Source organism: Paenibacillus sp. Y280 (assembly GCF_056786335.1).
The window spans coordinates 1-25,732 of the sequence record NZ_JBXCIW010000026.1 but is presented as its reverse complement, the minus strand read 5'-3'; the positions used below and the strand labels follow the sequence as shown (position 1 = coordinate 25,732).

Below are 25,732 nucleotides of genomic sequence, written 5' to 3'. Positions count from 1 at the left end.
ATATGGCAAAGCAAAAGATTCGTATCCGCTTGAAAGCATACGATCACAGAATTCTTGATCAATCCGCAGAGAAAATCGTTGAAACTGCAAAACGTTCCGGTGCAAGCGTATCCGGGCCGATTCCGTTGCCAACGGAAAAGCAAATCATCACCATTCTACGTGCGGTACACAAGTACAAGGATTCCAGGGAGCAATTCGAACAACGCACTCATAAGCGTTTGATCGACATTGTAAACCCAACGCCGCAAACGGTTGATGCGTTGATGCGCTTGGATTTACCATCCGGTGTAGATATCGAAATCAAACTGTAATAAAAGCATATGCGATCATAGAAAGGAAATGAGGTGTCAACATGAAAGGTATCTTAGGAAAAAAACTTGGTATGACTCAAGTGTTTACCGCTGAAGGTAACGTCGTTCCTGTAACGGTTATCGAAGCTGGACCTTGCGTAGTACTTCAGAAGAAAGACCAAGAGAACGATGGCTACGAAGCTGTTCAGTTCGGCTTCTCTGATAAGAAAGAAAGCAGATCGAACAAGCCAGAAGCTGGTCATGCTAAAAAAGCTAACACAACGCCTAAGCGCTACGTTCGTGAAATTCGCGGAATTAACCTGGGTGATTATGAAGTTGGCCAAGAAGTGAAAGCTGACCTATTCACAGAGGGCGAATTCGTTGACGTAACAGGTATTTCTAAAGGTAAAGGCTTTGCCGGCGTTATCAAACGTTGGGGACAAAGCACGGGTCCTATGTCTCACGGTTCCCGTTACCACCGTGGACCAGGTTCGATGGGTTCTATCCAAGCGAACCGTGTACCGAAAGGCAAACGCCTTCCAGGACATATGGGTCACGAAACCATTACGATTCAAAAGCTTGAAGTTATCCGTGTAGATGCAGAACGCAACGTTCTTCTTGTAAAAGGATCCATTCCGGGCCCTAAAAACGGATTTGTAAAAGTAAAACAAACTGTTAAGAACTAATTGCTCTTAAAGAAAGGAGGAACAGGAAATGCCAAAAGTAACAGTATATAACGTGAGCGGCGCGCAAGTGGGCGAACTAGAACTGGCTGAAACGGTTTTCGGAATTCAACCAAACGTTCATGTTTTGCACAGTGCTGTTGTTAATCAACAAGCATCTGAGCGCTTCGGCAATCACAAAACTAAAGGACGCTCCGAAGTACGCGGCGGCGGTCGTAAACCTTGGAAACAAAAAGGTACTGGCCGTGCTCGTCAAGGTAGCATTCGCTCCCCGCAATGGGTTGGCGGCGGTGTAGTATTCGGACCGACTCCACGCTCATACGGATTCAAGCTTCCTAAGAAAGTTCGTCGTCTAGCGATTAAATCGGCATTGTCATCGAAAGTGATCGCAAACGAGATTATCGTTTTGGATCAACTGACATTTGCAGCTCCTAAGACGAAAGAATTCGCAGCAATTTTGAACAATCTTAAAGTTGGCCGCAAAGCACTAGTTGTAACGGCTAATTATGAAGACAATGTAGCATTGTCTGCTCGTAACATCCCAGGTGTGAAGTTCGTTGCAGCTGACGGCATCAATGTTCTGGATGTACTCGTGCATGATAATCTTATCATCACTAAAGAAGCAGTAGAGAAAGTACAGGAGGTGCTTGCGTAATGAAAAATCCACGCGATATTATCAAGCGCCCGGTTATCACGGAACGTACGAGCGATTACATGGTTGACAAGAAGTATGTGTTTGAAGTAGATCTACGTTCAAACAAAACTGAAATCAAACAAGCAATTGAGCAAATCTTTAAAGTAAAAGTAACCGGCGTTAACACAATGCGTGTTGCGGGTAAACCAAAACGTTATGGTAAACATAGCGGATACAGACCGGATTGGAAAAAAGCGATCGTTCAACTGAGCGCTGACAGCAAAGAACTTGAATTCTTTGAAACGTCTGTTTAGAAAAGGAGGAAATCGAAGTGCCAATTAAAAAGTACAAACCGACATCTCCAGCTCGTCGTAACATGTCCGTCTCGACTTTCGAAGAGATCACGACAAGCACACCGGAGAAATCGTTGCTTGCTCCTCTTTTCAAAAAAGCTGGACGCAACAACCAAGGTAAAATTACGGTTCGTCACCATGGCGGCGGACACAAACGTAAATACCGTATCATCGACTTCAAACGTACGAAAGACGGTATTGTTGGTAACGTAGCGACGATCGAATACGATCCGAACCGTTCATCCAACATCGCTTTGATCCATTACGTAGATGGTGAGAAAGCATACATCATCGCTCCTAAAGGTTTGAAAGTTGGAGATCAAGTAACTTCTGGCGTAGGTTCTGATATCAAGCCAGGCAACGCGTTGCCGCTTGTGAACATCCCAGTTGGTACAGTTATCCACAACATCGAATTGAAACCAGGCAAAGGCGGACAACTCGTTCGTGCAGCTGGTACTAGTGCTCAACTTCTTGGTAAAGAAGATAACTACGTATCCGTTCGTTTGTCATCCGGTGAAGTTCGTCGTATCTTGAACACTTGCCGTGCAACAATCGGTTCTGTTGGTAACGAAGATCACGAACTCGTGAAAATCGGTAAAGCCGGCCGTAACCGTTGGCTCGGAAATCGTCCACAAGTACGTGGTGTTGTCATGAACCCTAACGATCACCCACACGGTGGTGGTGAAGGCCGTGCTCCAATTGGACGCAAATCGCCAATGTCGCCTTGGGGTAAACCAACTCTTGGTTACAAAACGCGCAAAAAGAAAAAAGCATCGAGCCAATACATTATTCGTCGTCGCACGAAATAATAGCAGCTTGATAAAAACCGCGTGATGCTCAAGCATCGCTACCGCTTATATGAAGGGAGGAACACAAATGGGTCGCAGTTTAAAGAAAGGTCCGTTTATTGACGGTTACCTGCTTAAAAAAGTCGAGGTATTGAACGAAGCTGAGAAAAAAGTCGTTATCAAAACCTGGTCCCGCCGCTCGACCATTTTCCCGCAATTCATTGGTCACACGTTTGCAGTATATGACGGACGCAAGCACGTACCGGTATATGTAACGGAAGATATGGTTGGACACAAGCTTGGTGAATTTGCACCAACTCGTACGTACAAAGGCCATGCTGGCGAAGACAAAAAAACGGGCAGACGTTAATTTGCCCTTATCATCTTTCACTGAACGAGAGGAGGTTCCTACATGCCAGAAGCTAAAGCGCACGCTAAATTTATTCGTATTGCTCCCCGTAAAGCACAGCTTGTTGCGGATTTGATTCGCGGTAAACAAGTTGGCGAAGCAATCGCGATTTTGCGTCATACGCCTAAGTCTGCATCCCCAATTTTGGAGAAGCTGCTGAACTCTGCCATTGCTAACGCTGAGCACAACTATCAGCTAGACGTAAACAAATTGTTTATATCGCAAGCCTTCGTTAACCAAGGGCCAACGATGAAACGTTTCCGTCCTCGTGCGATGGGTCGCGCAAGCCGGATCAATAAAAGAACCAGCCACATTACCTTGGTGGTATCTGAAAAATAAGGAGGGATTACGTGTGGGTCAAAAGGTAAATCCAGTAGGCTTCCGGGTCGGAGTTATCCGTGATTGGGAGTCCAAATGGTTCGCGGGCAAAGATTTCGGCGATCTTCTTATGGAAGACGTTAGAATCCGTGAATATTTGAAAAACAAGCTGAAAGACGCAGCAGTTTCTCACATCGAGATCGAACGTGCAGCTAACCGCGTGAACGTAACGATTCAAACCGCAAAACCAGGTATGGTAATTGGTAAAGGCGGTTCCGAAGTAGAAAACCTACGTACTGAGCTTGGTAAAATCACTAAAGGCAAAAAAGTACACATCAACATCTCTGAAATCAAACATGCAGATCTTGACGCTATTCTTGTAGCTGAAAGCATCGCACAACAACTTGAGCGTCGTGTATCTTTCCGTCGCGCATTGAAGCAAGCAATTCAACGCTCCATGCGTTCAGGTGCTAAAGGGATTAAAACTGCAGTTAGCGGTCGTCTCGGTGGCGCGGAAATCGCACGTTCGGAAGGCTACAGCGAAGGAACAGTACCACTTCATACACTACGCGCTGATATTGATTACGGCACGGCTGAAGCGGCTACAACATACGGCCTAATCGGCGTTAAAGTATGGATCTATCGCGGCGAAGTCCTTCCGACTAAGAAGAAAGCTCCCCAGGAAGGAGGCAACTAATCATGTTGGTACCTAAACGTGTCAAACACCGCAAACAACAACGCGGTCATATGAAGGGTCGCGCTAAAGGCGGCACTACAGTAGCATTCGGCGAATTTGGTCTTCAAGCTCTAGAACCATCATGGATCACTAACCGTCAGATCGAAGCGGCTCGTATTGCAATGACTCGCTACATCAAACGTGGTGGTAAAGTATGGATCAAGATTTTCCCTGCCAAACCTATTACTCAAAAGCCTCTTGAAGTGCGTATGGGTAGTGGTAAAGGTAACGTTGAGAAATGGGTAGCCGTAGTTAAACCAGGTAAAATCCTGTTTGAACTTGCTGGTGTATCCGAAGAAACCGCTCGTGAAGCGATGCGTCTTGCGGCTCATAAATTGCCAATCAAGACAAAATTCGTGAAACGTGAAGAAGTGGGTGGTGAAGCAAATGAAAGCTAGTGAATTTAGAAACCTAACCTCTGCTGAGCTTGAACAACAGGTCGCTGGTTTTAAAGAAGAGCTTTTCAATCTTCGTTTCCAACTGGCTACTGGCCAACTGGATAACCCGACTCGGATCCGTGATGTGCGTAAAGGAATTGCTCGTGCTAAAACGATTTTGCGTGAAAGAGAACTCGGAATTAGCAGCTAGTCTATCCCTTACATGAATGCATAAACACGGCTGAAGGAAGGAGGAAGAACATGAGTGAACGCAATGCCCGTAAAGTACTAATCGGCAAAGTGGTAAGCGACAAAATGGATAAAACAATCGTAGTTGCTATTGAAACATATAAAAAACACGATTTGTACCATAAACGCATTAAAGTTACGAAAAAATTTAAAGCGCACGATGAGAACAACCAAGCTAAAATTGGTGATATCGTGAAAATCATGGAGACTCGTCCGCTTTCGAAAGACAAGCGCTTCAGACTCGTAGAAGTTGTGGAAGTAGCTGTTATTATTTAATGAGCGTATGCAGTATCTGAGCATTTTTCCGAAAGGAGGACGTTGAAATGATTCAACCATTTTCGCGCTTAGCGGTTGCTGACAACTCCGGCGCAAAAGAATTGATGTGTATCCGTGTACTTGGTGGAACGGGACGTCGCGTTGGTCACATCGGCGATTTGATCGTTTGCTCAGTGAAACAAGCAACACCAGGCGGCGTTGTCAAAAAGGGTGACGTTGTAAAAGCGGTTATCGTTCGTACAAAGCGTTCGGTTCGTCGTAAAGACGGTTCGTACATCGCATTTGATGAGAATGCAGCTGTAATTGTAAAAGAAGATAAAAGCCCACGCGGTACTCGTATCTTTGGACCTGTTGCCCGTGAACTTCGCGATAAAGATTTCATGAAAATCGTATCGCTAGCACCAGAAGTAATCTAAGAACCTATATAAGCTTGAAAGCACAAGCGTGCAGGAGGTGTAACTCATGCCAAGGCTGAAAAAAATTCTCGAATCCCATAATAACAAATTGCACGTGAAAAAAGACGACACGGTTATCGTCATTACCGGTAAAGACAAAGGTAAGAAGGGCCGCGTTATCGCTGCGTACCCGCGTGAAAATCGCGTTCTCGTAGAAGGTGTCAACACTGTTAAGAAACATACTCGTCCATCGCAAGCTAATCCACAGGGCGGTATTATCGAACAAGAAGCGCCAATTCACGTATCAAACGTTATGCACATCGATCCGAAGAGCGGTAAAGTAACACGTATCGGATACAAAGTGCTAGACAACGGCAAGAAAGTTCGGATCGCGAAACGTTCCGGAGAAGTAATCGACTAATCGTTACGGTAGGAAAGGAGGTCCATGATCAATGGCAGCAAGATTGAAAGGTCGTTTCTTAAACGAAATAACTCCTGCTCTTATGCAGAAGTTCAACTATACGTCTGTTATGCAAGTGCCGAAAATTGAGAAGGTAGTTATCAACATGGGGGTAGGCGAAGCGGTTTCCAATTCGAAAATCCTTGATGTAGCAGTTGAAGAACTACGTATCATTTCTGGTCAAAAACCAGTCGTTACTCGTGCGAAGAAGTCTATTGCAGGCTTCAAACTTCGTGAGAACATGCCAATCGGGGTTAAAGTTACATTGCGCGGCGAGCGTATGTATCATTTCCTAGATAAACTGTTCAACATCTCTCTACCGCGTGTACGTGACTTCCGCGGTGTATCGAACAAAGCTTTCGACGGTCGCGGTAACTATACGCTTGGCCTCAAAGAGCAATTGATATTCCCAGAGATCGAGTACGATAAAGTCGATAAAGTGCGCGGTATGGACATCGTCATCGTCACGACGGCAAAAACGGACGAAGAATCTCGTGAATTGCTGACCCAAATGGGCATGCCGTTCACGAAGTAATCCACTTTTAGGAGGTGTAATACCCAGTGGCAAAAACTTCGATGAAAGTGAAGCAACAACGCACACCGAAATTTAAAGTGCGCGCGTATACGCGCTGTGAGCGTTGCGGCCGTCCGCATTCTGTTTTGCAAAAGTTTAAAATTTGCCGGATTTGTTTCCGTGAGTTAGCACATAAGGGCCAGATTCCTGGCGTTAAAAAAGCAAGCTGGTAATCAGCCTAGTTTGGGAAGGAGGTTAACACAATGGTTATGTCTGATCCGGTTGCAGATATGTTGACTCGTATTCGTAACGCGAATGTCGTTCGTCACGAGACCGTGGAAATGCCCGCTTCGAAAATGAAGAAGCAAATCGCTGAGATTTTGAAGCGCGAGGGTTTTATCCGCGACGCTGAATATATCGAAGACAATAAACAAGGGATTATCCGTATTTTCTTGAAATACGGCCCTAACCAAGAGCGCGTTATTACTGGCTTGAAACGTATTTCGAAACCAGGCCTTCGCGTTTATACACAATCAACTGAAATCCCTCGAGTACTCGGTGGACTTGGAATTGCAATTATTTCCACTTCCAAAGGGATTATGACTGATAAAGAAGCTCGTCAGGTTAAATCCGGCGGCGAAGTAGTTTGCTACGTTTGGTAAGTAACAAGTCATAAAGATAGGAGGTGTAACAATGTCCCGTATTGGTCGCAAACCAATCCAAGTGCCTAACGGCGTAACAATCAGCTTGGACAACACAGTTATTACTGTAAAAGGACCTAAAGGATCGCTTTCTCGTGAAATTCACAAAGAAATGAAAGTGAATGTAACGGAAACGGAAATTCTTGTAGAACGTCCTTCCGATAATAAATTGCATCGTTCGTTGCACGGAACTACTCGCAGCGTCATCGCTAACATGGTGAGCGGCGTTACAGAAGGCTTCTCCAAAAACTTGGAGCTAGTTGGCGTAGGTTACCGTGCTAACAAAACTGGTGATAAAATCGTTCTTAACGTTGGTTACTCTCACCCAGTCGAAATTGCTCCAGATAACGGCATTGAGTTTGACGTACCTGCTAACACTAAGATTACTGTTCGCGGTATCGATAAAGAACTCGTTGGTGCAACTGCAGCAAAAATTCGTTCCGTACGTGAACCAGAACCGTATAAAGGTAAAGGTATCAAGTACGAAGGCGAGCGCATCATCCGTAAAGAAGGTAAAGCCGGTAAGAAAAAATAAGCAAACGGTTCGTTTGCTTAAGATAGCGTCTTAAGGCATAAGGAAAGGAGTGAACCTTGTATGATTACGAAAGGCGACAAAAACAAGGCTCGTCTGAAAAGACACCTTCGTGTTCGTAAAAAAATTAACGGTACAGCTGCACGTCCGCGTCTATCTGTATTCCGTTCCTCCAAGCATATGTATGCACAATTGATTGACGATGTTGCAGGTGTAACAATCGCTTCTGCATCCACACAGGATAAAGAATTGGTTGAAGCAGTTGGCAACGGTGGTAACATCGATGCAGCGACAAAAGTCGGAGAATTGATTGCGAAACGCGCTCAAGCTAAGGGTGTATCCCAAGTAGTATTTGATCGCGGCGGTTACTTGTATCACGGCAGAATTCAGGCGCTTGCTACAGCAGCTCGCGAAGCTGGCCTTGAATTCTAATCGACTTTATTTATAAGGAGGTTAAACGACTTGCGTGTAGATCCAAATACGTTAGAACTGACTGAAAAAGTTGTTAATATCAATCGCGTATCTAAAGTTGTAAAAGGCGGACGCCGTTTCAGCTTTAGCGCACTTGTAGTAGTCGGCGACGGTAAAGGCTATGTTGGCGCAGGGATCGGTAAAGCAGGCGAAGTACCTGATGCAATCCGCAAAGGTATCGAAGATGCTAAGAAAAACCTGATCCACGTACCAATCGTAGGAACGACAATTCCTCACCTTGTACTCGGACATTTCGGTGCAGGTGAAGTTCTTCTGAAACCAGCTTCCGAAGGTACTGGCGTTATTGCTGGCGGCCCGGTTCGTGCAGTACTCGAACTTGCTGGTGTCGGCGACATCTTGACGAAATCGCTAGGTTCTTCGAACTCCATGAATATGGTTAACGCAACGCTTGAAGGTCTTTCCCGTCTTAAACGCGTGGAAGAAGTTGCAAAGCTTCGTGGAAAAACAGTCGAAGAGCTGTTACGCTAAGGAGGGAAATAAGATGGCAAAATTGCAAATCACCCTCGTTCGCAGTTTAATCGGTCGCAACGAGAAACAACGTGCAACGGTTGAATCTTTCGGTCTTAAAAAGATTCGTCAGGCAGTTGTTTTGAACGATAGCCCAGCTATCCGTGGCATGGTTAACACTGTTAGTCACTTGGTAAAAGTAGAAGAAGTATAAGAATAGATTTTTTGTTCCAAGAAATAAATAAGGAGGTGCACGAACGATGAAATTGCATGAGCTAGCACCAGCACCGGGCTCAACCCAAGCGCCTAAGCGCAAAGGTCGCGGTATCGGTTCCGGTAACGGTAAAACGGCCGGTAAAGGTCACAAAGGTCAAAACGCTCGTTCTGGCGGCGGCGTTCGTCCTGGTTTCGAGGGCGGACAAAATCCTTTGTATCGTCGAGTGCCGAAGCGCGGATTTAACAACCCGTTCCGCAAAGAGTACGCGATTGTCAATATTGAAGAGCTAAATGCGTTTGCAGCAGGTACTGAAGTCACTCCAGAAGTTCTCATCGAGACTGGGATCGTAAAGAACCCGCTCGCAGGAATTAAAATTTTGGGTAATGGTGAAGTTAGCGTTACACTTACTGTAAAAGCAAACAAGTTCTCTCAATCTGCGGTAGAGAAAATCCAGGCTGCCGGCGGTAAAACCGAGGTGATCTAATTGTTCAAGACCGTGTCCAATATTTGGAAAGTGGCGGATCTTCGTACAAGGATCCTCTTCACCCTTTTCATCCTTTTGATTTACCGTATCGGTTCCTTTATACCGGTACCCGATGTAAACAAAGATGTGTTTAAGCAGGTTGATGCAGCCGGTGCGGATCTGTTCGGCTTGCTTAACACGTTTTCCGGCGGTGCTTTGTTCCAATTCTCAATCTTCGCAATCGGAATTACGCCATACATTACAGCGTCGATTATCGTACAGCTGTTATCGATGGACGTTATTCCTAAATTTGCGGAGTGGGCAAAGGAAGGCGAGAACGGTAAACGTAAACTCGCGCAAATCACTCGTTATGGAACGATTATCCTTGGTTTGGTCCAAGGCTTCGCAACAGCAATCGGATTTAACCGTCAATACGGTAATGAGATGATTGTTGGTGCAACATTCGTTGACTACTTACTCATTGCGATCATCTTGACTGCAGGTACTGCATTCTTGATGTGGCTCGGTGAGCAAATAACGGAAAAGGGAATCGGAAATGGTATTTCCATTCTTATCTTTGCAGCAATAGCAGCTGGTATTCCAGGTCACATTCGGACGATCGTCCAAGATCAGTTCATTGGTGCACAAGACCAACTGTTCTTGAACATCATCAAAATGCTACTGATTCTGATTGCGATTATCGCAATCATCGTCGGTGTTATATTCGTACAACAAGGTATTCGTAAAATTCCTGTTCAATACGCTAAGCGCGTCGTAGGACGGAAAATGTACGGCGGACAATCGACTCATATTCCGATGAAAGTGAACGGCGCAGGCGTTATCCCGGTCATTTTCGCGGTTTCACTTATCATGTTCCCGATTACGATTGCGCAGTTCTGGTCCACTCAGACCTGGGCTGACTGGATTATTAAAAATATGAACTATGACCAGCCGCTTGGTATGGTATTGTACGTACTATTAATAATCGGGTTTACCTTCTTCTATACTTTTGTTCAAATCAATCCGGTTCAAATGGCTGATCAGATGAAGAAAAACGGTGGATATATTCCTGGCATTCGTCCAGGCAAGCCAACATCGTCATACCTAACACGCGTTATGTCGCGTATTACGTTGTCGGGTGCAATTTTCTTGGCAGTTATCTCTGTTCTTCCAGTGTTCTTCGGCTCACTTGCTGGATTACCTAAATCAGTTCAGCTTGGAGGGACCTCGCTACTAATTGTAATCGGGGTTGCCCTTGATACAATGAAACAAATCGAGAGTCAGTTGATCAAACGCCATTACAAAGGGTTTATCAATAAATAACAATAGGTTCTGACCGGGCTTCCGCGTTCGTCAACTAGCGTTGTGCGGCAGCCCGCCTGAGCCTATTGTTCTTAAAGCGAGGAACTCAGACATGAACATTTTATTCATGGGCCCTCCGGGAGCCGGTAAAGGTACACAAGCGGAACGAATCGTTGATGAGTTCGGTATTCCCCATATTTCTACTGGCGATGCTTTCCGCCTCGCTATGAAACAAGGAACTGTACTTGGCATCAAAGCGAAGGAGTATGTCGATCAAGGCCTGCTCGTTCCCGATGAGATCACGAACGGTATTGTGAAAGAAAGACTTGAAGCAGATGATTGCAAAAATGGATTTTTGCTTGACGGGTTTCCTCGCACACTGCAGCAGGCTGAAGCACTTGATGCTATGCTTGCGGAACTCGGCCGCAAAATTGACCATGTTGTAAACTTAAAGGTTGATCGCAGTTTGCTGCTTGCTCGCTTGACGGGCAGACGCATATCTAGAACGACAGGTACGACTTATCACGTAATCTTTAACCCGCCTAAGGTCGAAGGTATTTGCGACAAAGACGGCGGCGAATTGTATCAGCGTTCTGATGATACAGAGGAAAAGGTCGGAACTCGTTTGGACGAATATACATCCAAAACCGCACCTCTACTCGATTACTACAATGCTAAAGGTCTCCTACGCGAAGTCGACGGCGAGAAGGATATCGATGTTGTAACATCCGACATTATTTCCCTCTTGAAAGGTTCATTGTAATGATTATCTGCAAATCCGATTCGGAGCTGCAATATATGAGGGAAGCTGGACGCATTGTTGCGGAAACGCATCGATTGATGTCGCAAGCTGTGAAACCAGGCATCACAACTCGTGAGCTTGACCAAATCGCTGAAACGTACATTAAGAGTCAAAATGCGATCCCTTCCTTCAAAGATTACAATGGTTTCCCTTCCAGCATTTGCGCTTCTGTGAATGACGAGCTGGTGCACGGCTTCCCTGGGTCACGCAAGTTGAACGAAGGCGATATAATCAGTATCGATATCGGTGCGCAGTTTGAAGGCTATCATGGTGATTCGGCTTGGACCTATGCGGTAGGAGCCGTAACGCCTGAAGTGCAAAAGCTGCTTGATGTGACGGAAGCATCGCTTTATGCGGGACTTGCGCTCGTCAAACCAGATATTAGACTATATACAATTTCGCATGCTATTCAGAAGGTAATTGAAGATGCAGGATTCTCCGTAGTAAGGGAATACGTAGGGCACGGAATCGGCGCGGACCTTCATGAGGAACCACAAATACCGAACTACGGCATGCCAGATCGCGGACCTCGTCTGAAGACCGGAATGGTGCTTGCAATCGAACCAATGGTTAATATCGGTGAACGATATGTCCGGACGCTCGAAGACAATTGGACGGTTGTAACGGAAGACGGCTCATGGTGCGCTCATTTCGAGCATACAGTAGCTGTTACAGAGGACGGCTTTGAAATATTGACCATTTTGCCGAAGCAGCTATAGTCTATGACGATGGATGCTCGTCCTCAGATTGGTCAGTTCGTCAAAGTACTTCGCGGTAAAGATGAGGAAAGCTATGCGATTATCTTAGCAATTGTCGACGATCGATTCGTCATGATTGCCGATGGGCATAAGCGCCGATTCGATGGACCGAAGAAAAAGAACGTTCTACATCTCGAGTTACAGCCTGAAATTAGTACAGAGGTTTCAAGCAGCTTGCTAGAAACCGGCAGGGTGACCAACGCTAAGTTGCGTTACGCAATACAGAAGTTTGCACATGCGAAAGGAGAATGACGGTTGGCTAAGGAAGACATCATTGAGGTCGAAGGTACGGTCATTGAGCCGTTGCCGAATGCCACGTTCAAGGTGGAGCTGGAGAACGGTCATCAAATTCTCGCACATGTTTCCGGTAAGCTCAGAATGCACTTTATTCGCATCCTGACAGGAGACAAGGTGGTTATACAGTTATCGCCTTATGACTTATCAAAAGGGCGCATCACCTATCGTAAGTAGGCCCATTGGCGGCTTGCTCACGAAAGATTCGGGAGGTAATCACAATGAAGGTTAGACCTTCGGTAAAGCCGATCTGCGAAAAATGCAAAGTCATTCGTCGCAAAGGCAACGTAATGGTGATTTGTGAAAATCCGAAACACAAACAAAAACAAGGATAGAAGGAGGGGAATATAGCCTATGGCACGTATAGCTGGTGTAGACTTGCCGCGTGACAAACGCGTCGAAATCGCCCTGACATACATTTTCGGTATCGGCAAAACAACGTCGCAAAAACTTTTGAATACAGCTGAAGTTAGCTTCGACACTCGTGTTCGCGATTTGACAGAAGACGAACTTGCTCGCCTTCGCGAAGCAATTGACAAATCTGTTAAAGTAGAAGGCGACTTGCGTCGTGAAATTTCGCTTAACATTAAACGTCTGACTGAAATCGGATGCTACCGTGGTCTTCGTCACCGTCGCGGCTTGCCTGTTCGCGGTCAACGTACGAAAACGAATGCACGTACTCGCAAAGGTCCTCGTCGGACTGTAGCTAACAAGAAGAAATAAGAAGGGAGGATAATGGACAATGGCTAAACCAAAAAAAGTCGTTCGTACGAAACGTCGCGACCGGAAAAATATTGAGACTGGCGTTGCGCACATTCGCTCGACTTTCAACAATACGATCGTTACGATCACGGATCCGCACGGCAATGCAATTTCATGGGCAAGCTCTGGCAACATGGGCTTCAAAGGCTCACGCAAGAGCACGCCTTTCGCAGCTCAAATGGCTGCTGAAACAGCTGCGAAAGCAGCGATGGAGCATGGCATGAGAACCGTTGAAGTGATGGTAAAAGGACCAGGCGCTGGCCGTGAAGCTGCAATTCGCTCGCTTCAAGCTGCCGGATTGGAAGTTAACCTCATTAAAGACGTAACACCAGTTCCTCACAACGGATGCCGTCCGCCGAAACGTCGTCGCGTATAGTTGGATCCGATGTGGTATCAAATATCAACAACTTGTGAATAATGGTTGTGAAGGTTTGGCATACTACAAGATTTGACTTAAAATAACGGTAAGGTAACGGAGCGACGTTTGAAGGAGGGTACTATTAGTGATTGAGATCGAAAAGCCGAAAATCGAAACCGTAGAACTGAATGATGAGGGAACTTACGGACGTTTCGTCGTCGAGCCGCTTGAACGCGGATATGGCACGACGCTAGGAAATTCGCTTCGTCGGATTTTATTGTCGTCGTTGCCAGGTGCAGCAGTAACCTCGGTTCAAATCGATGGAGTGCTTCACGAGTTCTCTACGGTTCCCGGAGTGATTGAGGATGTTACCGAGATCATTCTGAACCTGAAGGGCCTCTCGTTGAAAATCCACTCCGATGAAGAAAAGGTGTTGGAAATCGACGCGGATGGCGAAGGGAATATTACAGCGGGCGACATTCGAGCAGACAGCGATGTCGAGATTTTAAGCCCTGATCTTCACATCGCAACCTTGGCCTCCGGCGCGCGGCTCCATATGCGGGTTTTTGCTAATCGGGGACGCGGTTACGTGCAAGCGGACCGCAACAAGAAGGACGAACAACCGATTGGGGTAATACCCGTTGATTCGATATACACGCCAATTACTCGTGTGAATTATAGCGTAGAAAATACTCGTGTTGGTCAAGTTACTAACTACGACAAGCTTACGCTTGAAGTATGGACTGACGGTAGTATTAGACCGGAAGAGGCTGTAAGCCTCGGCGCTAAAATTTTGACCGAGCATTTGGACTTGTTCGTTGGATTAACCGATGAAGCCAAAGACGCGGAAATTATGGTTGAGAAGGAAGAAGATAAGAAAGAGAAAGTTCTTGAGATGACGATCGAGGAACTTGATCTTTCCGTCCGTTCTTACAACTGCTTGAAGCGCGCTGGTATCAACACGGTTCAAGAGCTGATCACGAAATCCGAAGAGGACATGATGAAGGTTCGTAACCTCGGACGCAAATCACTTGAGGAAGTTCAAGAGAAGCTTGAAGAGCTAGGTCTTGGCCTGCGCATGGAAGAGTAGTAAACCAACAAGAACAGACAAAAGAGCAAGGGAGGGGAAAACAAGATGGCATATCAAAAATTAGGACGTGACGCTAGTGCACGGAAAGCTTTGTTCCGTGACCTCGTTACTGACTTGTTCCTTTATGAGCGTATTCAAACGACTGAAGCTAAAGCGAAAGAAGTTCGTTCTATCGCTGAGAAGCTGATCACTAAAGCGAAGCAAGGTGATCTTCATGCTCGTCGTCAAGTAGCAGCTTATGTACGTCGCGAGTCCATTGATGGACAACAAGACGCTATTCAAAAGCTGTTCTCCGAACTAGCTAGCCGTTACTCGGAGCGTGCAGGTGGATACACACGTATTCTAAAACTAGGACCCCGTCGCGGCGATGCTGCGCCTATGGTTTACCTGGAATTGGTTGACCGCGCGTAGTACTGTACAACACGGAAAAGTATAAGCTTGTCCACAGCGTTAAACCTTGTCCAAGCTTTATACGCGAGCGTAAACGGCTTATGCCTGCCTTTGGCGGTATAAGCACGCTAACGTGATGAAATATAAGCTAAGTATTTGGGCTCGCCCTTTGCTTCTTGTATTTTAGTGAAAAGGGTGGACCCTTGCGGCCACCTTTTTTTATTTGCCTATCTAAATGGTTAATCATGTTGATTAAGCTTATCCTGCTTAGAGCAAAGTGAACGAAATGCAGCTTTGATGAGCTCATGCTTATAACGAGCGCTGAGTGCCATTTAAGCGATTGAGTAGGAAATGCTGCCCCTAAGCAAGGAAAGCAACCAGGGAGCGATAGATGTGCTTGTGCGACATCTCTTGGGTGTCCAGAGGGCGAAGCTCCTCGAGGTCCTTTTATAAAGAGGATTTAGGGACTTAGGAATCCCTTTAGTTAAGGGGGGAACAGGTTGAGGAATATTTGCGTAAAGGTCAGCTATGACGGGTCGGGCTTTAACGGTTTTCAGACGCAGCCATACGGCAGAACGGTTCAAGGTGAAATAGAGAAGGCTATCAAGAAGCTTACGGGCGAGACGACCATTATCATTGGTTCGGGACGCACGGATGCGGGAGTGCACGCACAGGGGCAGATGTTCAATTTCTATACGGAATCTACGATTCCGACAGAGAGATGGGCGATCGCGCTTAATACGCGGCTGCCGAAGGACATCGTCATTATTGAAGCATTCGACGTGCCGGAGCATTTTCATTCGAGAAGATCCGCCAAGCGCAAAACGTATCGTTACACGATTGATACCGGAAAATTTCCAGATGTGTTTGGTCGCCAGTATCGCTTTCATCATCCGACGCCGCTTGATGTAGAGGCGATGCGCGAGGGGCTCAGCTGCCTTGTGGGGAAGCATGATTTCACCTCGTTTACATCGATACATTCTACCAAGCCTCATCATATCCGGACGATCTACGAAGCAGACTTTGTACAGGAAGGCCCTATCGTGCATATGTACGTGACAGGCAACGGTTTTTTGTACAATATGGTTCGAGTCATTATGGGAACTTTACTATGGGTTGGCGAAGGAAAAATGGCTCCATCTGAGATAAAACGCATCCTGGAGGGTCGAAATCGATCGCTTGCAGGTCCTACGGCAATGCCGCATGGATTGATGCTGATGGATGTTGAATATTCCAGCGAAAAACAGGGATAAATCACTATAAATTACTTGCACTTAAACATACTTTATAGTAGAATATAACTTGTGCTTTCGAAGTGGCTAACCCACAGCCCCGACTGAGATCGTCACAAACTTGGCTATCAACAATGAATTAACAAACCAACGTTTACGTTGTTATAAAAACGATTAATGTATGAAATTAAGGAGGATCATCCATGCGTACCACTTATATGGCTAAATCAACTGAAGTTGATCGTAAATGGTTCGTCGTCGATGCGGAAGGCAAAACGCTAGGCCGCTTGGCGAGTGAAGTTGCTGCCCTGATCCGCGGCAAACACAAACCGACATTTACACCACATGTTGATACAGGCGATTTCGTTGTCGTTATCAACGCTGAAAAAATCCATCTGACAGGCAAAAAAATGTCGGATAAAATTTACTACCGTCACTCCATGTACTCCGGTGGCTTGAAAGCTACTCCGGCACAAGAGATGATCAAAAACAAGCCAGAGCGCGTTATTGAGCTGGCAGTACACGGCATGTTGCCTAAGAACCGTCTTGGCGACAAAATGAAGCTTAAACTTAAAGTATACGCAGGTGCGGAACATCCACATCAAGCACAAAACCCTGAAGTTTACGAACTTCGCGGGTAATAAAGAGGAGGACAAGTTTCATGGCTCAAGTGCAATACTATGGAACCGGTCGTCGTAAACACTCTGTTGCACGTGTACGTCTTGTGCCGGGTGAAGGACGAATCATTATTAACAAACGCGACATCAATGAATATTTTGGTCTAGAAACATTGAAATTGATCGTAAAACAACCGCTTAACCTTACTGACACATTGTCGAAATACGATGTGCTTGTAATCGCTAACGGTGGTGGTATGTCAGGCCAAGCGGGCGCTATCCGTCACGGTGTTTCCCGTGCTTTGCTTAAAGCAGATCCTGAATTCCGTCCAGCTCTAAAACGTGCAGGCTTCCTGACACGTGATCCGCGTATGAAAGAACGTAAAAAATACGGTCTTAAAGCGGCTCGTCGCGCTCCACAATTCTCGAAACGTTAATATCTATACATCAAATGCCTTCTCTGCTTGTCAGAGAGGCATTTTTTTGTGTCTAAAATTAAACGGTCAAAAACTTTATTTCATTTTGGTGAAAACTTATTATTGAACATTGCACGCGTAGGACGTATAATTTTTATACAGACTAAATCACTAGGATTTATTAACGGAGGGCATTCAAATGAACCTTTTTGAAAAAGAAGCGCTTATTAAGCAAAAGGAAGTTGAGCTCGAAAACGCGACACCGGAAGAAATTATTGCGTTTGCAGTGGAGACCTTCCCTAATATTACTTTCGCATGCAGCTTCGGCGCCGAGGATGTCGTTCTTGTTGACATGCTGCAAAAAATTAGCCCGAAATCGGATATTTTCTACTTGGATACCGATTTTCATTTCAAGGAAACCTATGAGACACGTGACCGGATGGTAGAGCGCTACCCAGGAATTCCTTTCGTAGAAGTAAAGCCTGAAATTACACCTGAAGAACAAGCGGCGCAATTTGGCGAAGAGCTTTGGAAATCCGATGCCAACGCTTGCTGCAACATTCGTAAAGTAAAACCTTTGACTAATATCCTCTCTAAATATGATGCTTGGATTACCGGTATTCGCCGCGATCAAGCGCCTACTCGCGCTAATTCCAAGAAGATCGAATATGATACAAAATTCGGACTCGTTAAATTTAATCCTATCGCTCATTGGACGAATGAAGATGTTTGGAACTACATCCGTGAGAATGATGTCATTTATAACCCTCTGCATGATCAAAACTATCCGAGCATTGGCTGCGAGCAATGCACGCGCAAAGTAATGCCGGGTGAAGATCCGCGTGCGGGACGTTGGGCTGGCCAGGAAAAAACAGAATGCGGATTGCATAAATAAGCAACCTTAGGAGGCAATTACAACAATGAGTCAAATTCTACCGCACGGCGGCGTATTGGTTAACCGTGTCGCTACGGGCGAACAACGTGAAGCACTGCTGGCTGAAGCCAAAACATTAAAAGCTATTACGATAAACACATGGACGATTTCCGACCTTGACTTGATCAGCGTAGGCGCATTCTCTCCATTGACTGGTTTTATGAACGAAGCGGACTACCAATCGGTTGTAAAGGATATGCGTCTTGCGAACGGAACGGTATGGAGCATTCCGATTACGCTTGCTGTTGAAGCAGCGAAGGCTGCTGAATTGGCGGTTGGCGAACGCGCAGCTTTAACTGGCGAAGATGGCGTGATTTATGCAATCATCAACATCGACAGCATTTACACGGTTGATCACAAGGCTGAAGCAGTCAACGTATTCAAAACAGATGATCTGGAGCATCCAGGCGTTCAAAAGCTGTTTGAGCGTTCCAATACGAATGTAGGCGGAGAAATTACAGTTTTGAACCGTCCACAGCCAGAGAAATTTAATGAGTTTTATTTTGACCCATCGGAAACTCGTCGTCTATTTGCTGAGAAGGGCTGGAAAACAGTTGTTGGCTTCCAAACGCGCAACCCTGTTCACCGCGCTCATGAGTACATTCAGAAGACGGCCATGGAAATCGTTGATGCGTTGTTCCTTAACCCGCTTGTTGGCGAAACGAAGTCCGATGACGTTCCTGCTAACGTGCGGATGAAGAGCTACCTGGCCTTGCTTGAGAACTACTACCCGGAGGATCGTGTTTTCCTTGGCGTATTCCCGGCAGCTATGCGTTACGCTGGACCGCGTGAAGCGATCTTTCATGCGCTTGTTCGCAAGAACTATGGCTGCTCGCATTTTATCGTTGGACGCGACCACGCCGGCGTAGGCGACTACTATGGCACTTATGAAGCTCAGGATCTGCTCAAAACGATTCCAGTTGAAGATCTCGGCATTACGCCGCTCTACTTCGAGCACAGCTTCTTCTGCAAAAAATGCGGCAATATGGCTACATCAAAAACTTGCCCGCATGACAAGGAGCATCATTTGACGCTTTCTGGTACGAAGGTTCGCGCATTGCTTCGCGATGGCGTATGCCCGCCGCCTGAATTCTCCCGTCCAGAGGTTGCTCAAATTCTGATCGAAGGCATGTCCGAGCAGCCTGTAGTCTAATAATTAGACTTGTATAAGGTTTGTCTCATAAACGACCATCTCGTCCCATATAAATGAAAGTGTGCATTAGGCTTAATGTGAAGCTGAGTGATGCCGCTTATTCATTTGATGGAGAACGGGGTGGTTTTTTTATGCGCCGAATCAGTCGGCATGTTGTCATTTGGTTGACGTATAAAGGTGTAATGCGAATCGGAATCGGACTCTTGATCATTGCATTGACGGGCATCATATTAACGCAATCGATGCCAGCGACCAAAACATGGTCTTATTGGACGCTGCCGTTATCAGGGAAGACCATTGCCATTGATGCCGGCCACGGGGGAGTAGATGGAGGCGCCATCAGCAAGCAAGGAGTAATCGAAAAGGATTTGAACTTGGCAATCGCGCTTTATTTGCGTGATTATTTGCAGCAGGCTGGTGCTATCGTCGTGATGACGAGAGAAGGGGACTACGACCTTGCAACGGGTGATGCAAGAGCGTACAGCAAGCGTAAGACGGAGGATTTAAAGAAGCGCGTGGCGGTTATTAAGGGCAGCAAGCCGGCTGCCGTAATCAGCATACATATGAACAGCATTCCATCGGCCAAGTGGTCAGGAGCACAAACTTTTTTTCATCCTGCCAACCATCCGGACAACCGGATTTTAGCTACTTTCATACAGGATGAGATCAAGCGAAATTTGGAAAATACGACTCGGGTTGCGGCTACCGTAAAGGATGTATACGTACTTAAAGCGATTGAGGATATACCGACAGCACTCGTCGAAGTTGGCTTTCTGTCCAATCCAGGCGAATCGCAGCGGCTCGCTGATGCCGAATATCAAAGACAGGTGGCAGCATCGATCTATGAAGGCGTGCTGCGCTATGCTTCCGGTGAGAAGCTGAGCGGCAGCGTGCTGCAGGGGGACGTAACGACTGATTGACAACTTATTTGAAAAAACGCTGCAGCATCGATCTATGAAGGCGTAATGTAATCTGCATCAGGCGAGATGTTGAGCGGCAGCGTATTGTAGGATGATGTAACGAAAGATTGACCATTCAGGAGGAAAAAAAATCAGTTCGTCTGCGGATAGCTTGGTTGATTCATTTCCTGTGTTATAATGACTATAATCTAGGTTTGATTATATAAAGGTGGGACACATACTATGTTGACACGCGAGCAAGTTATAGAGGCCGTCGAATTGGTGACGGCAGAACAGAAGGCGGATGAAATCACCATCCGCGACGTAATGGTTCGGGACCGTCAAGTTTCGATGACGGTCCTTGGGGCTGGCGCGGCTGCGCAGCCCGCGCTGGAAGCCTCGCTCCGCGAGGCGCTGGCGCGCCTGGGCGCCGAAACCGTGCACTTCCGGTTTCGGGCCGAGGCAGCGCCTGCCGCGGGCGCAGGCGCGTCTGCGCCGCCGCCTGCGGCAGCTAAAGCAGCGGCCGCGGCTAGCGCCGGTGCCGGCAAAGCTGGCGGCCCAGCGCCCGTACAGGGCCACGGGGCCGGCCTTGCTACACCGCTGCTGGACCCTAGCAGCGGCGTGAAGTTCATCGCCGTCGCCAGCGGCAAAGGCGGCGTCGGCAAATCGACGGTATCCGTCAATCTTGCGGTCGCCTTAGCCCGCAGGGGCAAGCGTGTCGGCATTATCGATGCCGACATCTATGGCTTCAGCGTTCCCGATATGATGGGGATCGAAGAGCGCCCGGAAGTGGTGAACGAGAGGGTAATCCCGATCGAGAAGTTTGGCGTCAAAGTGATGTCGATGGGCTTCTTCGTGGAAGACAATAGTCCGATCGTATGGCGCGGACCGATGCTCGGCAAAATGCTGCGCAACTTTTTCCAAGAGATCGAATGGGGCGAGCTTGATTATTTGCTGCTAGACCTGCCTCCAGGCACGGGAGATGTTGCGCTTGACGTGCATCAGATCATCCCGCAAAGCAAAGAGATTATTGTAACAACGCCGCATGCTACCGCAGCATTCGTAGCGGCAAGAGCAGGCGCAATGGCACTGAAAACAGAGCATGAAATCATTGGGATCGTCGAAAATATGTCCTATTACATATCTGCGGCTACCGGTGAGAAGGAATATGTATTTGGACGCGGTGGCGGCGCTCGCCTAGCGGAGACGCTTCATGCCGATCTGATGGCGCAAATTCCATTGGGCGCTCCGGATAACCATATTTCTGAGCCTGATTTTGCTCCATCTGTATACAAAGAGGACAGCGATACAGGCAGAATGTACTTGGAGCTGGCGGATCGCGTGTTGAGCAAGTGCGAATAAAGTAGCGATTACAATAATAAAGCCCGAACGATTGTCTTATGCGGACAACCTGTTCGGGCTATTTTTACAAAATGCGACTACATGCCAGAGTCTCCGCCTCCGCCTTCTTCTTCAGAGCCCGAATCTCCGCCTGATTCCTCGCCGCCAGATTCCCCTTCACCGCCGGATTCTTCCTTCTTCTTATCTACCTTCTCATTAGGGTTCGGTTTAAGCTCTTCCTGAACCGCTTTTTTCATTAGATCGAGCACCTCAAGCCGGAAAAGCGGATTTTGCATCGATTCCTGCATGAGAGACATAACTTCCTTGCGATATTGCGTGCTTTGCAGCACCTCAAGAATCATTTTGTCCATTTCCGGATTTTTGAGCACCTTGATCAATTCGGCTTGGTAAGAAGGGTCCTTGATCAATTCCTTATGAATCGCTTTATTTTGCTTGTTAACGGATTTTGCAAATTCACCTGCAAAGCGAGTATCGACCATCAGCTTCTTGATAACCTTATCGTATTGAGGAGAGACAAGGACATCCTTTACTGCCATGCGAACCTCTTCCTGATCCTGAACGGACAGCAGCTTTGATCCTTGCCCGCTATAGCCGGATATGGTCTGCGAGGACTCCTGCAAAGCCTTTTGTGCGTCCTCCGTTTTCAAAATGTCAATAACCATGGACTTCAAATCCTTATAGCTGACCTGTTCATTGCTACCTCCTGATGACTCGGCACCGCAGCCTGAAAGCATAAACATCATTACAGAGATAACCGACAATAAAACCCACTTCTTACGCATCCTTAGCATGCTCCCTTCTATGTCAGTACAGCTGTATACCATTCGGATAAGCATATCGTTCTAAGAGTGATGGATCATGTTCTTATTATGCACATTGTTCACCGTATTATCATGGAGAGTCGTTAGCTTTTTGTTGTGAACGTGGTAAAATAAAGGGTAATGCGGAAGCAATTAATAGCCGCAAATGGGAAACGACTTCATAACCAGTAATTTGTTCCGAAAAACGATGGTTGGAAAGCGAGCCATCATAAACATTCAGGAGGAAAATGAACGTGAATTTAAAAAAGTGGTTCTTTTTATTTTGGAGCGGCATGGTTGTCGGTGCGCTCGCGTGCGTGATAACCGGGGCCATCATGGCTTGGGTTGATCCGGAATTTGGCTTTTTAGGCTTTAAAGCCGTCGGATTTAACGCCTTAATGATGGCCTTAGTCGGTTTAATGATCGGAGCCTTCAGCCAGATGGGCTTTTTCGCTTATTTAACCTTGAACTATATCGCCCTTAGCGTGTTCGGCAAAAAATATTTATGGAATACGCTTCAAGGCTATACGACGATATTTGCAGCGGCCGGACTTGGCTATTTATTGTACGAGCAGCGTATGAATAACTGGTTTTTCTGGACGCTGCCGCTTATCCTGCTTATTTTATCCGGAGTTGTGTCATGGTTCAAGGTTAAGCAAACGAACAAAACAGCCTTTGTTCCAACGATGTTTCTGATGTTTGTCGTCACGTTTATTGAGGCATGGCCTGCGCTGCAAGGGGAAACAAACGTCTCCGCCATCATATTTATGATGGTCCCTTTATTCGTTTGCAATGCATACCAAATCATGATGATGCATCGTCTGGTCAAAAAAGAAACGACCGACTCAGCAGCAATAGCTGCAAAGCCGGTCGTATAGCTTAGTATTCGTATTCGGCGGCATCGAGCTGCGGGAATGTAGACGAAGTCTTATCCTGCACAGCTTTGCCGTCGATTTCTGTTTGTGTGATTAGGTCGGATACCGTTACGAACTCGTAGCCCTTGTCACGGAGCTGGTCAATGACAATTGGCAAAGCCTCATGGGTTTGCTTCACAGAATCGCTTGCGTGAAACAAAATAATATCGCCGGGATGAACGCGGGTCACGACACGTTTAATAATTTTGTCAGTGCCGATGTTCATCCAATCGAGTGAATCGGTATCCCATTGGATGACCTTATATTGAAGCTCTTCTGCAATACGCAGTACCCGTTTGTCAAAATCGCCGTTAGGCAGCCTTATTAAATTCGGTTGTTTGCCGGTAACGTCGGACAAGATGGTGTGCGCTGTCGTAATTTGCTTTCGAATTTCTTCATCGGTAAGCTTGCTGTAGTTATCATGCTTGTGGCCATGGCTGCCTATTTCATAGCCGGCTTCCTGAATTTTTTTGACGATCTCCGGATGAGATTGGCTCCAAGGCGATGATAAGAAGAAGGTAGCCTGCTTGATGTTCTTTTCCTTTAGCACATTAAGAATGGGCTCTGCCCGTTTCTCGCCCCAGCTGATATCGAAGGTAAGGGCGACGACCTTTTTGTCAGTAGGCACGCTGTAAATGGCAGCCGGCTGCTGCGGGGCGAAGACGGTGATGTTGTCACGTTCGGCATAAATGATGCCTACCGAGAAGACAAGAGCGATGGTAATCAAAAAATACCTTTTCAGCTTGCGGCCGTTCAAAACATAAAAGACGTTCATGGGGAAGGGCACTCCTCTCTAATGGAAGCTTGTACAAAGATAAGAAAGTATAAATCCGACCTTTATACTTCGCTTATCTTTTATCGCGAAACGAGCTTTTGCCTCCATGGAAGGCTGCAGTCATTTACGCTAGTAGTACAATCTATGCTCGTACAACAAAGATATTCATCCATGTTGCCAACTTACATCGTATGGAGGGAAATAAAATGTTTAAATGGCGGTTGATTTGGGAGCATTTCAAGCAAATGAATCCATACATAGCATTTGGCTCGATATTATTTTTAGCCGGAATGGTCGTTGGGGGCACCAACCCGACATTCAAGGCCTTTCTGGATGAACAGCTGAAGGGGCTCGGACAGCTTGCCGATATGATCGATAATTCAAGCAACCCAACTTTAACGATGATCGTCTTTATCTTTTTGAATAATGCGATAAAATCAATTTTGGTTATGTACTTAGGGGCGTTGTTCGGTATCCTACCTTTCTTCTTCCTAGTCGTAAATGGCATGCTCATTGGATATTTGCTGAAAACAAGCGCGGAGCTGCATGGCGGTGGGTTCGTTGCGGAGCTTGTGTTTAAAGGGCTGCTGCCGCATGGCATATTGGAAATTCCGGCAATCATTATCGCTTGTGCTTACGGGATGAGGTTCGGAGTGCTCGTACTAAAAGCAGGAGGCTCCATCCTATTCGCTCGGTCGAAACAGGAAAGCTTAGGTCGTGAGCTCGAAAGCTTCGTTGTAAGAACCGTTCCCGTTATGGTTATTTTGACGATAACGCTGCTTATTGCTGCTGTTATTGAAAGTACATTTACAACATGGTTGTTAACGATGTAATAATTTTTCCAATATTTGAGCATAACAGTAAAGCAGTGTCGAAACGCATTGGCGTGAGATGTTGCTTTTTTGTTCGTTTTGGACGGTCTAGTTGCGCTTTACAACTAAAGGAGGTCACTCACGGCTATGCTCGGAATACTATTCAACGATAAAGAATGCAAAGAACTCGACTACGTCCTTCGCAAGGAATTGGATGAAATGCTGCTTGACTTAAATGATTCCCGATTAGATGGAGACATTAAGCAAGCAATCACGAGAAGATATAAGATCATCTTCCGCATGTATGCACGTATTGCCTCTCCTAAAGAACTGTCGCGTTACGCGTTAAACGCACGTTCTTATCGATAAAATTAGGATTTAAAAAAACTTTCAAAAAGGGGTTGCATTTAATTGGGCCCCTGTGATATATTATTTCTTGTCGCCGCGAGACAAACGCGGAAACAACGAAAGAGTAGATTGCTCTTTGAAAACTGAACAACGAGTAATAACTGCCCTTATGATTCTAACGAATTGTAAGAAAAAGCGATAAAAAGTAATGAGCATTTCAAACACATGAAGCTTTTCTCTTCGACATCGCGTCGAAGAGAAAGCTTCCATTTGGAGAGTTTGATCCTGGCTCAGGACGAACGCTGGCGGCGTGCCTAATACATGCAAGTCGAGCGGATCTTGTCCTTCGGGATAAGATTAGCGGCGGACGGGTGAGTAAC

General features: G+C 46.3%; 43 protein-coding genes and 1 rRNA gene. 42 read left to right on the top strand and 2 right to left on the bottom strand.

What is annotated here, in order from left to right; all coding sequences use genetic code 11:
• Positions 1 to 2: 2 nt before the first annotated feature.
• From rpsJ to AC1TPC_RS23225, 38 genes are all read left to right on the top strand, one after another.
• Positions 3 to 311 carry a 30S ribosomal protein S10 gene (gene rpsJ, locus AC1TPC_RS23410; protein WP_036652923.1) on the top strand — a complete coding sequence of 103 codons (309 nt, stop codon included), beginning with the start codon at positions 3 to 5 and terminating at the stop codon, positions 309 to 311.
• Between the two features lie 41 nt (positions 312 to 352).
• On the top strand, positions 353 to 976 hold the full coding sequence (gene rplC / locus AC1TPC_RS23405; RefSeq protein WP_053373898.1) for a 50S ribosomal protein L3: 624 nt from the start codon (positions 353 to 355) through the stop codon (positions 974 to 976).
• A 28-nt stretch (positions 977 to 1,004) separates the two neighbouring features.
• Positions 1,005 to 1,628, top strand: a complete 624-nt coding sequence (rplD, locus tag AC1TPC_RS23400; RefSeq protein WP_169090730.1) for a 50S ribosomal protein L4 — start codon at positions 1,005 to 1,007, stop codon at positions 1,626 to 1,628.
• Positions 1,628 to 1,921 (top strand): 50S ribosomal protein L23, encoded by a 294-nt coding sequence (gene rplW / locus AC1TPC_RS23395; protein WP_482069179.1) that lies wholly within the window; start codon positions 1,628 to 1,630, stop codon positions 1,919 to 1,921. The genes rplD and rplW overlap by 1 nt, the downstream gene beginning before the upstream one ends.
• Positions 1,922 to 1,938: 17 nt before the next feature.
• Positions 1,939 to 2,769, top strand: a complete 831-nt coding sequence (rplB, locus tag AC1TPC_RS23390) for a 50S ribosomal protein L2 (protein ID WP_053373901.1) — start codon at positions 1,939 to 1,941, stop codon at positions 2,767 to 2,769.
• A gap of 67 nt (positions 2,770 to 2,836) precedes the next feature.
• Positions 2,837 to 3,118: a 30S ribosomal protein S19 gene (gene rpsS, locus AC1TPC_RS23385; protein ID WP_053373902.1), complete on the top strand. Its 282-nt coding sequence runs from the start codon at positions 2,837 to 2,839 to the stop codon at positions 3,116 to 3,118.
• 42 nt (positions 3,119 to 3,160) lie between these two features.
• Entirely contained in the window at positions 3,161 to 3,496 is a 336-nt protein-coding gene (gene rplV, locus AC1TPC_RS23380; RefSeq protein ID WP_028609649.1) for a 50S ribosomal protein L22, read from the top strand.
• Between the two features lie 13 nt (positions 3,497 to 3,509).
• On the top strand, positions 3,510 to 4,172 hold the full coding sequence (rpsC, locus tag AC1TPC_RS23375) for a 30S ribosomal protein S3 (protein ID WP_053373904.1): 663 nt from the start codon (positions 3,510 to 3,512) through the stop codon (positions 4,170 to 4,172).
• A gap of 2 nt (positions 4,173 to 4,174) precedes the next feature.
• A complete protein-coding gene (gene rplP, locus AC1TPC_RS23370; RefSeq protein WP_028609647.1) occupies positions 4,175 to 4,609 on the top strand; it encodes a 50S ribosomal protein L16 in 435 nt (144 codons plus the stop codon).
• Positions 4,599 to 4,799 (top strand): 50S ribosomal protein L29, encoded by a 201-nt coding sequence (rpmC, locus tag AC1TPC_RS23365; RefSeq protein WP_053373905.1) that lies wholly within the window; start codon positions 4,599 to 4,601, stop codon positions 4,797 to 4,799. Before rplP ends, rpmC begins: the two co-directional genes overlap by 11 nt.
• A gap of 50 nt (positions 4,800 to 4,849) precedes the next feature.
• Positions 4,850 to 5,113: a 30S ribosomal protein S17 gene (gene rpsQ, locus AC1TPC_RS23360; protein ID WP_053373906.1), complete on the top strand. Its 264-nt coding sequence runs from the start codon at positions 4,850 to 4,852 to the stop codon at positions 5,111 to 5,113.
• Positions 5,114 to 5,160: 47 nt separating this feature from the next.
• Positions 5,161 to 5,529, top strand: coding sequence for a 50S ribosomal protein L14 (rplN, locus tag AC1TPC_RS23355; RefSeq protein WP_053373907.1), 369 nt, complete (start codon positions 5,161 to 5,163; stop codon positions 5,527 to 5,529).
• 46 nt (positions 5,530 to 5,575) lie between these two features.
• Positions 5,576 to 5,929: a 50S ribosomal protein L24 gene (rplX, locus tag AC1TPC_RS23350; protein WP_081417369.1), complete on the top strand. Its 354-nt coding sequence runs from the start codon at positions 5,576 to 5,578 to the stop codon at positions 5,927 to 5,929.
• Positions 5,930 to 5,960: 31 nt separating this feature from the next.
• Positions 5,961 to 6,503 carry a 50S ribosomal protein L5 gene (rplE, locus tag AC1TPC_RS23345; RefSeq protein ID WP_053373908.1) on the top strand — a complete coding sequence of 181 codons (543 nt, stop codon included), beginning with the start codon at positions 5,961 to 5,963 and terminating at the stop codon, positions 6,501 to 6,503.
• A gap of 26 nt (positions 6,504 to 6,529) precedes the next feature.
• Positions 6,530 to 6,715, top strand: a complete 186-nt coding sequence (locus AC1TPC_RS23340) for a type Z 30S ribosomal protein S14 (RefSeq protein ID WP_037291562.1) — start codon at positions 6,530 to 6,532, stop codon at positions 6,713 to 6,715.
• Positions 6,716 to 6,745: 30 nt separating this feature from the next.
• On the top strand, positions 6,746 to 7,144 hold the full coding sequence (gene rpsH / locus AC1TPC_RS23335; protein ID WP_053373909.1) for a 30S ribosomal protein S8: 399 nt from the start codon (positions 6,746 to 6,748) through the stop codon (positions 7,142 to 7,144).
• Between the two features lie 31 nt (positions 7,145 to 7,175).
• A complete protein-coding gene (rplF, locus tag AC1TPC_RS23330) occupies positions 7,176 to 7,718 on the top strand; it encodes a 50S ribosomal protein L6 (protein WP_053373910.1) in 543 nt (180 codons plus the stop codon).
• Positions 7,719 to 7,778: 60 nt separating this feature from the next.
• Complete coding sequence (gene rplR, locus AC1TPC_RS23325) at positions 7,779 to 8,147, top strand: 50S ribosomal protein L18 (RefSeq protein ID WP_053373911.1); 369 nt, start codon at positions 7,779 to 7,781, stop codon at positions 8,145 to 8,147.
• Between the two features lie 30 nt (positions 8,148 to 8,177).
• Positions 8,178 to 8,675 carry a 30S ribosomal protein S5 gene (gene rpsE, locus AC1TPC_RS23320; protein ID WP_054025314.1) on the top strand — a complete coding sequence of 166 codons (498 nt, stop codon included), beginning with the start codon at positions 8,178 to 8,180 and terminating at the stop codon, positions 8,673 to 8,675.
• A gap of 13 nt (positions 8,676 to 8,688) precedes the next feature.
• On the top strand, positions 8,689 to 8,868 hold the full coding sequence (gene rpmD / locus AC1TPC_RS23315) for a 50S ribosomal protein L30 (RefSeq protein ID WP_056635953.1): 180 nt from the start codon (positions 8,689 to 8,691) through the stop codon (positions 8,866 to 8,868).
• A 46-nt stretch (positions 8,869 to 8,914) separates the two neighbouring features.
• On the top strand, positions 8,915 to 9,355 hold the full coding sequence (rplO, locus tag AC1TPC_RS23310) for a 50S ribosomal protein L15 (protein ID WP_053373914.1): 441 nt from the start codon (positions 8,915 to 8,917) through the stop codon (positions 9,353 to 9,355).
• On the top strand, positions 9,356 to 10,657 hold the full coding sequence (gene secY / locus AC1TPC_RS23305; RefSeq protein WP_482069178.1) for a preprotein translocase subunit SecY: 1,302 nt from the start codon (positions 9,356 to 9,358) through the stop codon (positions 10,655 to 10,657).
• Between the two features lie 91 nt (positions 10,658 to 10,748).
• Positions 10,749 to 11,399 carry an adenylate kinase gene (locus AC1TPC_RS23300; protein ID WP_482069177.1) on the top strand — a complete coding sequence of 217 codons (651 nt, stop codon included), beginning with the start codon at positions 10,749 to 10,751 and terminating at the stop codon, positions 11,397 to 11,399.
• Complete coding sequence (gene map / locus AC1TPC_RS23295; protein ID WP_482069176.1) at positions 11,399 to 12,157, top strand: type I methionyl aminopeptidase; 759 nt, start codon at positions 11,399 to 11,401, stop codon at positions 12,155 to 12,157. The genes AC1TPC_RS23300 and map overlap by 1 nt, the downstream gene beginning before the upstream one ends.
• 9 nt (positions 12,158 to 12,166) lie before the next feature.
• The gene (locus tag AC1TPC_RS23290; protein ID WP_482069206.1) at positions 12,167 to 12,448 is read left to right on the top strand and encodes a hypothetical protein; all 282 of its coding nucleotides are present in this window, start codon (positions 12,167 to 12,169) and stop codon (positions 12,446 to 12,448) included.
• Between the two features lie 3 nt (positions 12,449 to 12,451).
• Positions 12,452 to 12,667: a translation initiation factor IF-1 gene (gene infA, locus AC1TPC_RS23285; protein WP_053373919.1), complete on the top strand. Its 216-nt coding sequence runs from the start codon at positions 12,452 to 12,454 to the stop codon at positions 12,665 to 12,667.
• Between the two features lie 44 nt (positions 12,668 to 12,711).
• A complete protein-coding gene (gene rpmJ / locus AC1TPC_RS23280; protein ID WP_003333770.1) occupies positions 12,712 to 12,825 on the top strand; it encodes a 50S ribosomal protein L36 in 114 nt (37 codons plus the stop codon).
• 19 nt (positions 12,826 to 12,844) lie between these two features.
• Complete coding sequence (gene rpsM, locus AC1TPC_RS23275; protein ID WP_475750919.1) at positions 12,845 to 13,213, top strand: 30S ribosomal protein S13; 369 nt, start codon at positions 12,845 to 12,847, stop codon at positions 13,211 to 13,213.
• A gap of 19 nt (positions 13,214 to 13,232) precedes the next feature.
• Positions 13,233 to 13,628, top strand: a complete 396-nt coding sequence (gene rpsK / locus AC1TPC_RS23270) for a 30S ribosomal protein S11 (RefSeq protein ID WP_053373921.1) — start codon at positions 13,233 to 13,235, stop codon at positions 13,626 to 13,628.
• Between the two features lie 127 nt (positions 13,629 to 13,755).
• The gene (locus tag AC1TPC_RS23265; protein WP_053373922.1) at positions 13,756 to 14,700 is read left to right on the top strand and encodes a DNA-directed RNA polymerase subunit alpha; all 945 of its coding nucleotides are present in this window, start codon (positions 13,756 to 13,758) and stop codon (positions 14,698 to 14,700) included.
• Positions 14,701 to 14,745: 45 nt separating this feature from the next.
• Positions 14,746 to 15,111, top strand: a complete 366-nt coding sequence (rplQ, locus tag AC1TPC_RS23260) for a 50S ribosomal protein L17 (RefSeq protein ID WP_169090744.1) — start codon at positions 14,746 to 14,748, stop codon at positions 15,109 to 15,111.
• Between the two features lie 479 nt (positions 15,112 to 15,590).
• Complete coding sequence (gene truA, locus AC1TPC_RS23255) at positions 15,591 to 16,343, top strand: tRNA pseudouridine(38-40) synthase TruA (RefSeq protein WP_482069175.1); 753 nt, start codon at positions 15,591 to 15,593, stop codon at positions 16,341 to 16,343.
• A 182-nt stretch (positions 16,344 to 16,525) separates the two neighbouring features.
• Entirely contained in the window at positions 16,526 to 16,963 is a 438-nt protein-coding gene (gene rplM / locus AC1TPC_RS23250) for a 50S ribosomal protein L13 (RefSeq protein WP_053373925.1), read from the top strand.
• A gap of 20 nt (positions 16,964 to 16,983) precedes the next feature.
• Positions 16,984 to 17,376, top strand: coding sequence for a 30S ribosomal protein S9 (rpsI, locus tag AC1TPC_RS23245; RefSeq protein WP_053373926.1), 393 nt, complete (start codon positions 16,984 to 16,986; stop codon positions 17,374 to 17,376).
• Between the two features lie 178 nt (positions 17,377 to 17,554).
• Positions 17,555 to 18,250, top strand: a complete 696-nt coding sequence (locus AC1TPC_RS23240; protein WP_482069174.1) for a phosphoadenylyl-sulfate reductase — start codon at positions 17,555 to 17,557, stop codon at positions 18,248 to 18,250.
• A 25-nt stretch (positions 18,251 to 18,275) separates the two neighbouring features.
• Positions 18,276 to 19,442 carry a sulfate adenylyltransferase gene (gene sat / locus AC1TPC_RS23235; protein ID WP_482069173.1) on the top strand — a complete coding sequence of 389 codons (1,167 nt, stop codon included), beginning with the start codon at positions 18,276 to 18,278 and terminating at the stop codon, positions 19,440 to 19,442.
• Between the two features lie 131 nt (positions 19,443 to 19,573).
• Entirely contained in the window at positions 19,574 to 20,362 is a 789-nt protein-coding gene (gene cwlD / locus AC1TPC_RS23230; protein WP_482069172.1) for an N-acetylmuramoyl-L-alanine amidase CwlD, read from the top strand.
• Positions 20,363 to 20,584: 222 nt separating this feature from the next.
• Positions 20,585 to 21,703, top strand: a complete 1,119-nt coding sequence (locus AC1TPC_RS23225) for an Mrp/NBP35 family ATP-binding protein (RefSeq protein ID WP_482069171.1) — start codon at positions 20,585 to 20,587, stop codon at positions 21,701 to 21,703.
• A gap of 77 nt (positions 21,704 to 21,780) precedes the next feature.
• Here AC1TPC_RS23225 and gerD read toward each other — a convergent pair whose 3' ends face one another.
• Entirely contained in the window at positions 21,781 to 22,485 is a 705-nt protein-coding gene (gene gerD / locus AC1TPC_RS23220) for a spore germination lipoprotein GerD (RefSeq protein WP_482069170.1), read from the bottom strand.
• Positions 22,486 to 22,757: 272 nt separating this feature from the next.
• On the opposite strand from gerD, the gene AC1TPC_RS23215 reads away from it, so the two are divergent.
• Entirely contained in the window at positions 22,758 to 23,381 is a 624-nt protein-coding gene (locus AC1TPC_RS23215; protein WP_482069169.1) for a KinB-signaling pathway activation protein, read from the top strand.
• Between the two features lies 1 nt (position 23,382).
• Here AC1TPC_RS23215 and pdaB read toward each other — a convergent pair whose 3' ends face one another.
• On the bottom strand, positions 23,383 to 24,192 hold the full coding sequence (gene pdaB / locus AC1TPC_RS23210; RefSeq protein WP_482069168.1) for a polysaccharide deacetylase family sporulation protein PdaB: 810 nt from the start codon (positions 24,190 to 24,192) through the stop codon (positions 23,383 to 23,385).
• Between the two features lie 206 nt (positions 24,193 to 24,398).
• Here pdaB and AC1TPC_RS23205 point away from each other — a divergent pair, with 206 nt between their 5' ends.
• The 3 genes from AC1TPC_RS23205 to AC1TPC_RS23195 form a co-directional block, all read left to right on the top strand.
• Complete coding sequence (locus AC1TPC_RS23205) at positions 24,399 to 25,025, top strand: stage II sporulation protein M (protein ID WP_482069167.1); 627 nt, start codon at positions 24,399 to 24,401, stop codon at positions 25,023 to 25,025.
• 126 nt (positions 25,026 to 25,151) lie between these two features.
• Positions 25,152 to 25,373: a hypothetical protein gene (locus tag AC1TPC_RS23200; RefSeq protein WP_053373934.1), complete on the top strand. Its 222-nt coding sequence runs from the start codon at positions 25,152 to 25,154 to the stop codon at positions 25,371 to 25,373.
• 246 nt (positions 25,374 to 25,619) lie between these two features.
• Positions 25,620 to 25,732 (top strand): 16S ribosomal RNA (locus tag AC1TPC_RS23195); the annotation flags it as partial.

Coding starts and splice junctions, on each gene's coding strand:
- rplM (WP_053373925.1), top strand. CDS start 16,526: ATGCGTACCACTTATATGGCTAAATCAACTGAAGTTGATCGTAAATGG.
- rpmC (WP_053373905.1), top strand. CDS start 4,599: ATGAAAGCTAGTGAATTTAGAAACCTAACCTCTGCTGAGCTTGAACAA.
- rpsI (WP_053373926.1), top strand. CDS start 16,984: ATGGCTCAAGTGCAATACTATGGAACCGGTCGTCGTAAACACTCTGTT.
- cwlD (WP_482069172.1), top strand. CDS start 19,574: ATGCGCCGAATCAGTCGGCATGTTGTCATTTGGTTGACGTATAAAGGT.
- rplC (WP_053373898.1), top strand. CDS start 353: ATGAAAGGTATCTTAGGAAAAAAACTTGGTATGACTCAAGTGTTTACC.
- rplO (WP_053373914.1), top strand. CDS start 8,915: ATGAAATTGCATGAGCTAGCACCAGCACCGGGCTCAACCCAAGCGCCT.
- AC1TPC_RS23290 (WP_482069206.1), top strand. CDS start 12,167: ATGGATGCTCGTCCTCAGATTGGTCAGTTCGTCAAAGTACTTCGCGGT.
- rplN (WP_053373907.1), top strand. CDS start 5,161: ATGATTCAACCATTTTCGCGCTTAGCGGTTGCTGACAACTCCGGCGCA.
- rpsQ (WP_053373906.1), top strand. CDS start 4,850: ATGAGTGAACGCAATGCCCGTAAAGTACTAATCGGCAAAGTGGTAAGC.
- rpsS (WP_053373902.1), top strand. CDS start 2,837: ATGGGTCGCAGTTTAAAGAAAGGTCCGTTTATTGACGGTTACCTGCTT.
- rplD (WP_169090730.1), top strand. CDS start 1,005: ATGCCAAAAGTAACAGTATATAACGTGAGCGGCGCGCAAGTGGGCGAA.
- AC1TPC_RS23240 (WP_482069174.1), top strand. CDS start 17,555: ATGAACCTTTTTGAAAAAGAAGCGCTTATTAAGCAAAAGGAAGTTGAG.
- rpmJ (WP_003333770.1), top strand. CDS start 12,712: ATGAAGGTTAGACCTTCGGTAAAGCCGATCTGCGAAAAATGCAAAGTC.
- sat (WP_482069173.1), top strand. CDS start 18,276: ATGAGTCAAATTCTACCGCACGGCGGCGTATTGGTTAACCGTGTCGCT.
- rplE (WP_053373908.1), top strand. CDS start 5,961: ATGGCAGCAAGATTGAAAGGTCGTTTCTTAAACGAAATAACTCCTGCT.
- map (WP_482069176.1), top strand. CDS start 11,399: ATGATTATCTGCAAATCCGATTCGGAGCTGCAATATATGAGGGAAGCT.
- rpsM (WP_475750919.1), top strand. CDS start 12,845: ATGGCACGTATAGCTGGTGTAGACTTGCCGCGTGACAAACGCGTCGAA.
- rpsJ (WP_036652923.1), top strand. CDS start 3: ATGGCAAAGCAAAAGATTCGTATCCGCTTGAAAGCATACGATCACAGA.
- rpsH (WP_053373909.1), top strand. CDS start 6,746: ATGGTTATGTCTGATCCGGTTGCAGATATGTTGACTCGTATTCGTAAC.
- rplW (WP_482069179.1), top strand. CDS start 1,628: ATGAAAAATCCACGCGATATTATCAAGCGCCCGGTTATCACGGAACGT.
- gerD (WP_482069170.1), bottom strand. CDS start 22,485: ATGCGTAAGAAGTGGGTTTTATTGTCGGTTATCTCTGTAATGATGTTT.
- pdaB (WP_482069168.1), bottom strand. CDS start 24,192: ATGAACGTCTTTTATGTTTTGAACGGCCGCAAGCTGAAAAGGTATTTT.
- rplQ (WP_169090744.1), top strand. CDS start 14,746: ATGGCATATCAAAAATTAGGACGTGACGCTAGTGCACGGAAAGCTTTG.
- AC1TPC_RS23300 (WP_482069177.1), top strand. CDS start 10,749: ATGAACATTTTATTCATGGGCCCTCCGGGAGCCGGTAAAGGTACACAA.
- rplP (WP_028609647.1), top strand. CDS start 4,175: ATGTTGGTACCTAAACGTGTCAAACACCGCAAACAACAACGCGGTCAT.
- AC1TPC_RS23200 (WP_053373934.1), top strand. CDS start 25,152: ATGCTCGGAATACTATTCAACGATAAAGAATGCAAAGAACTCGACTAC.
- rplF (WP_053373910.1), top strand. CDS start 7,176: ATGTCCCGTATTGGTCGCAAACCAATCCAAGTGCCTAACGGCGTAACA.
- AC1TPC_RS23205 (WP_482069167.1), top strand. CDS start 24,399: ATGTTTAAATGGCGGTTGATTTGGGAGCATTTCAAGCAAATGAATCCA.
- rplX (WP_081417369.1), top strand. CDS start 5,576: ATGCCAAGGCTGAAAAAAATTCTCGAATCCCATAATAACAAATTGCAC.
- rpmD (WP_056635953.1), top strand. CDS start 8,689: ATGGCAAAATTGCAAATCACCCTCGTTCGCAGTTTAATCGGTCGCAAC.
- rplR (WP_053373911.1), top strand. CDS start 7,779: ATGATTACGAAAGGCGACAAAAACAAGGCTCGTCTGAAAAGACACCTT.
- rpsK (WP_053373921.1), top strand. CDS start 13,233: ATGGCTAAACCAAAAAAAGTCGTTCGTACGAAACGTCGCGACCGGAAA.
- rplV (WP_028609649.1), top strand. CDS start 3,161: ATGCCAGAAGCTAAAGCGCACGCTAAATTTATTCGTATTGCTCCCCGT.
- AC1TPC_RS23225 (WP_482069171.1), top strand. CDS start 20,585: ATGTTGACACGCGAGCAAGTTATAGAGGCCGTCGAATTGGTGACGGCA.